A 5,335-nucleotide genomic window follows, 5' to 3' on the forward strand; every position below is an offset into this window, starting at 1 on the left:
CTGGTTATTACATCAAGAAATCCAGGGAAAACATTTAGAACCAGTGGGAATAAAAGTAGGCAACTATATTGTTGATTTGAATCCTTTAGATAAATTTATTCAGCCAATTGAGCGCAGATATTTAGAACAAGTAGCTTTACATTTATTGGATAATAATAGGTGATACAGAAGGAAAAATCTGGCTTTTTCTGAGTTTTAAGCTTTTGAGATGCCCTAACATTATTGTAACAATTGGTAATCAAAAATATATTGAGAACCTTGATCCATTTTGATGCGTAAATAACCTGCTGTATCCCAATACCATTTTCCACCATATTCAATACTATTTGTCCACACCCGAACTCGGGAATTTTCTAAGAATAAAACATTAGATTGAATTCCATCATTCCAACAAATAATTCCAACTACTCCACTATCTTGACTAATTAGTTTTTTCTGAATCCTGATTCTCTCAACTTTTCCCACAAACTGTCCGTTTTGACCAAAGGAAGTAACTTTTTTTCCATTTATATACCGAAGTTTTTGGCTGGATTTGCTTAAGTTGAAAGATGAAGATTTTTCAACAGAATTAATAACTGAAGATTCTTGTCTATAGTTTTTGCTTTCCGGTTCTTGGTAAGGATTTGGGTTATCATAAATTTCTTCTACAAGTTTGATAATTGGTGTCATTATTTCCATAATAGGAATAGCTGTTTGAGGAAAAATTATTGAGGTGCCCAGAAGTATCAGAAAAGTACCAATAATTTTATTGTCCATGATATTTTAACTTCTTTGTGAGTCCTAGGTTTCTATTTTTATCGAACTAAATAACTCTCATTTTGTAGATTTGAGGTGATTTTATAATTCAGTTTTTTTAAGTTATACTCAAAAATAGGCTGTTTTCCAGCAAGCATTTCAAATCAAGTTTTTCCCATCTATGCTTGAATATTTAAGACTTACTGGAAACAAAACCTTTTATATATTTAATGTGAATTGAGGCTAAGAAAAATTTCTATTTTTCTCCTGATAAATAATATATAAAACTATCCTCAAGTCAGATTTTTGATTGTAATTTGTTGTTCTACTTATTACTCTGTAAAGTTGATGGAATTTTATTCAAAATAATAGGGAAATTCCATGGAACTTCCCTACTACAAAGATTTGATTTTCCTATTATTGAGATGTCAAATTAAAACCGCAAAATTTCTCTACTAAAATCATCAGGAATCGGCTCAATTTCCCAGATTAAACCTTCCCCTGGTTCTAAAATTACATCTACATATAGCTTTTCTACAGCATGGGTAGATACAGCTTCATTATTTTCAAAATTTTCTCCATACTCTGTCAATAATCGCAACTTAAAGCCTGCCGGAATTAAACCTCCCACAGCTATATTTTGCAGTTCAAATCGCCAGATAATTTCACCATCTTTCACTCGACTAATTACCCGCAAAATAAAATATTGTCCGGCAATTTTGAGTTGTTTGGATAAAAAATTATCTGTGGGAATTTCTAATTCTTTTGTGCCTACTTCCTTGTCAAATGCTAAATCTGTTTTTTTGTTGCGTAATAGCCAACCAATTTGTTCAGCTAGTTCGTTAATTCCTTGTTTGAGCAATTCTAAAACATTTATTTCTAATACTTCTGACTCATTTTGCAGTTTTAATTCTTCTAAAATTGCAAATAAATTATCTAGAGGTTGTAGTTTTTCCAGAGGAATAGTTTCTGGTAAATTATCCACATTTTTTACAGGGAAATATCCTAAAACTTTAGCTTTATCCAAAACTTGCTCGAACTGCACCGCTACAAAACCAATGATATTGTCTGGTACATCGGGAGGTACAGAAAATTCTGTTTTTCCAGGCAAAATTGGAATACAAAAAATCTCTTGTTTTCTACTACTAAGTCTGTGGCATTTAACACTCCACTCAGAATTGGATTTAAACTTTTAACCTGTTGTAAATCTGTAGAAAAATCTAACCATTTCAATAAATTATTAACAGCCTTAACAGCAAGAATATTAAAATAAGTTTGTTTGCCAATTTCTGGGTTAGATTGTTCGGCAGCTACACTGGCAGCTTGTTGATGTGTTTCAGCATCTAAAGTTACAAAAACTGGTTGTAATTCTGTTCTATTTATCATTGTCATTTTCTCCTAATATTTCTTGGATTTTTTGTGCAAATAGTTTGGTGTACTTGTCGAAATTCTGCTCAATATCCTGATTAATTTCCTCAAATATACTCTCATCATGTCTGCGCCAATAGGTTTTGAGAGTTTGATATTTAATATCATGTTCCTTAGCAAAACTTGTCCAATTATTTTTATTCTCCGGTTCAGAAAGATTGGTTATTTTTTTGCTTTTTCTGATGTATTTTCCTTTTTGCTTATCAACAATAATCCAGTCCTCTTTTACTGTTACTTTGTCACCTGCATTGCTCAAATAAAAATACTGAATTATTGTTTGGGCGTTACATTCTGGATATCCTTTGGGATGAAATTTCTGTAATTTTCCTTCTGGATCGTTCTCAATGTAAAGTTCTAAAATTAGACCTTTTCTTTGAGTTTTATGATTTTGTATATGGGTAATATAAGTCTCAAAACCATCTGATGTAGAAATATTAAATCCTTCATTAGCTAATAAGTCTATCCAATTTTATTTTTGCTATTCACCTACTGGAGTATCGAGACTAATATCTTGATTCGTCTTGCGGTATAAGTCAAGAATGTCATATTTTAAATATCCATTTATCCACATTACATAACGCTGTCGTACCAGTAGAGGTGAATTTTGAATAAGATCAATTCTCCATCTTTTTTTGTATTCCTGGAAAAACTTATCAATATTGTGTTTTACAGAGAATAAAGTGTTATTAACTGCGTGTAAATAATCTGGATGTTTGTCTTGACAAATTCCTGGCAATTTGGGAGTAATATTTAGTAAACTGTCAATGGTTTGGTTTCTTTGGTCTCCCCTTTGGTTTTTGATGTCGATTAATAGTTGTTTGACTTTTGCATCTTTGTCCATAATTTTATTTTCATAGAATATTAGGGTTTGAGTGTCTCTATATTTAATTTCGATATCTCTTGGAAAAGTTATTCATAATTTGAGTTTCATGGAATATTCAAGTTTGAGTGTCTCTATAGTTAATGTCGATATCCTTGGGAAAAATTATTCATATTTAGAGGAGTTAAGCGTAGGTTGGGTTGAGGGACTCCGAAACCCAACACCAAATAATTAATTGAGTAGACCACAAAGTTGTATGCAACGTCCCTACAAGGTTATCATTTTTTTTATGTGGTTCACTGACCTAAAAACTTCTGTAAATTGTAGCTGTCTAATGCAATCTACTATTAATTATTAATTGGGAGAAAAAAATACTGTAACGAGCTTTTTTTAATTTCGTATTAGAGGTGAAAAATGGTACAGGTAAAAAATCAACTCACATTACAAGAATTTATCGAACTTCCACCAGGAGAGGGAGATATTACTTATGAATTTATTGATGGAATAGCAGTAGCAAAAATGTCGCCAAAAAAATTTCATTCTAAACTGACTCGTGCATTACTTTATTTAATTGATGAATGGTGTCAAGGTAAGGGAGAAGTCTACCCAGAATTGGCAGTTAAATTAATCAGAAAAGGAAAAGATTGGATGCCTGTTCCAGAATTATTATATCTTGCTGCCGAACGTTTTCCTGAAGATTGGGAAGAAGATGTTGCTTGTTCTGTACCGCCAGATTTAGTAATAGAAATTATTTCTCCCGGTCAAACTTATGGTCAACTTAATGCTAAAGCTAAAGATTATTTAGATGCAGGTGTATTAAGAGTATGGGTTATTGATAGTAAAGCTCAGAGTATTACAGTTTTTTATCCAGATGCACCGCCACAAACTTATATGGGAGATACTCTACTGATAGATTCTTTATTTGGAGGATTGGAGTTAACTGCTGAACAAGTATTTAAAAAAGCAGGAATTAGTAATACAATTGTTCCCAATCTTTAGAAAAGATTCATTTATATCTAGAAAAAAAGTTCAGTATCGTTGCTAGAATATTTACTATAATTTCTGGCTTGAAAAGGATAAAAACTACTATGAAATTTGTTATTCGATATCTCTGGAAAAAGTTATTCATATTCAGAGGAGTCAGGCGTAGGTTGGGTTGACCTTAAGGAAACCCAACACAAATTTATAGTTGTTGGGTTGCGCTGTCGCTTTTCATGTCGGCGACAGCCGAAACCCAGCCTACACCTCTTGTAAGTAGAGTTGCTAAAATATTTACTATAATTCCTGATTGTTAAAGGGAGAAAAAATACTATGAAATTTGTTAGTCCTAAGATCGATTATGCTTTTAAAAAAATATTCGGTTCCCAACAAAGTCAAGATATCTTAATCAGTTTTCTCAATGCGATTATTTATGGGGGAGAAAAAATTATTCAGTCTTTGACAATTGTTAATCCTTTTAATCCTGGTCAATTGCTCAGTTTAAAAGATACATATTTAGATGTTAAAGCTGTTTTAGTAGATGGTTCTATTGTAGTGATTGAAATGCAGGTTGCTAGAATGGCTGGTTTTAATAAACGAGTAGCTTATAACCTAGCTAAAGCTTATGCAAATCAATTAGAAACAGGAGAAGATTATCTTCTACTTAATCCAGCTATAGCGGTAACAATTACAGATTTTATCCTATTCCCAAATACTGAGGATGTGATTAATCAATTTGTCTTTCAGGAGAAGACTAAAAAGTTTGAATGTCTGGCAGACCAATTGCAGCTAATTTTTGTAGAATTGCCGAAATTTCAGAAAGCTTTGTCTGAGTTAAATAGTTTGAGTGATAAGTGGATTTATTTTCTGAAAGAGGCTACTCATTTGGATAGTATTCCAGAGAATTTAGGAGAAGTTTCGGAAATAGGAAAGGCTTTAAATATTGCTAATAAAATTAACATGACAGCGGAAGAATTAGATATAGTTGAGCGCCGAGGAATAGCAATGCAAGATGAGAGAGGACGGATAACTTATGCCGAACAACAAGGTAGATTGCAATTAATAATGCGTCAACTTAAAAAGCGTTTTGGAGAAATTCCAGAGGCAATAATTAGTCAAATTGAGGATTTATCTGTTGAAAATTTGGATGATTTAGGAGAAGATTTTTTAGACTTCAATAGTTTGGAAGATTTGTTGAATTGGTTGCAGGATAGATCATAGACCACAGTAGGGACGTTCTATGGAATGTCCCTAAATGGCTTTAGGAGCGATCGCTCAATTAGTAGCGCCAAACAGATACTAACATTACATCAAAATGATATCTTCCAATGGCGGTACTTCCGGTCCATCCGGGGCCACATAACCCGGATCTTC

The 5,335-nt window shown here is 32.6% G+C and carries 6 protein-coding genes and 1 pseudogene; 2 read left to right on the top strand and 5 right to left on the bottom strand.

What is annotated here, in order from left to right:
- Positions 1-219: 219 nt before the first annotated feature.
- The 5 genes and pseudogenes from F6K13_RS16660 to F6K13_RS16680 form a co-directional block, all read right to left on the bottom strand.
- Entirely contained in the window at positions 220-756 is a 537-nt protein-coding gene (locus F6K13_RS16660) for a hypothetical protein (protein ID WP_124146220.1), read from the bottom strand.
- Positions 757-1,168: 412 nt separating this feature from the next.
- Complete coding sequence (locus tag F6K13_RS35215; RefSeq protein ID WP_338043218.1) at positions 1,169-1,597, bottom strand: DUF1822 family protein; 429 nt, start codon at positions 1,595-1,597, stop codon at positions 1,169-1,171.
- A gap of 66 nt (positions 1,598-1,663) precedes the next feature.
- Positions 1,664-2,127 (bottom strand): annotated as a pseudogene (locus F6K13_RS16670) (DUF1822 family protein); the annotation flags it as partial.
- Positions 2,111-2,419, bottom strand: a complete 309-nt coding sequence (locus F6K13_RS16675; RefSeq protein WP_124146217.1) for a hypothetical protein — start codon at positions 2,417-2,419, stop codon at positions 2,111-2,113. The pseudogene F6K13_RS16670 and the gene F6K13_RS16675, both read right to left, overlap by 17 nt.
- A 222-nt stretch (positions 2,420-2,641) precedes the next feature.
- Positions 2,642-3,004, bottom strand: a complete 363-nt coding sequence (locus F6K13_RS16680; protein ID WP_124146216.1) for a hypothetical protein — start codon at positions 3,002-3,004, stop codon at positions 2,642-2,644.
- Positions 3,005-3,397: 393 nt separating this feature from the next.
- Here F6K13_RS16680 and F6K13_RS16685 point away from each other — a divergent pair, with 393 nt between their 5' ends.
- On the top strand, positions 3,398-3,982 hold the full coding sequence (locus F6K13_RS16685; protein WP_124146215.1) for a Uma2 family endonuclease: 585 nt from the start codon (positions 3,398-3,400) through the stop codon (positions 3,980-3,982).
- 312 nt (positions 3,983-4,294) lie between these two features.
- Positions 4,295-5,182: an Rpn family recombination-promoting nuclease/putative transposase gene (locus F6K13_RS16690; protein WP_124146214.1), complete on the top strand. Its 888-nt coding sequence runs from the start codon at positions 4,295-4,297 to the stop codon at positions 5,180-5,182.
- Positions 5,183-5,335: the final 153 nt, after the last annotated feature.

Origin of the sequence: Okeania sp. SIO2B9, assembly GCF_010672505.1 — a bacterium.
GTDB classification, from domain to species: domain Bacteria; phylum Cyanobacteriota; class Cyanobacteriia; order Cyanobacteriales; family Microcoleaceae; genus Okeania; species Okeania hirsuta.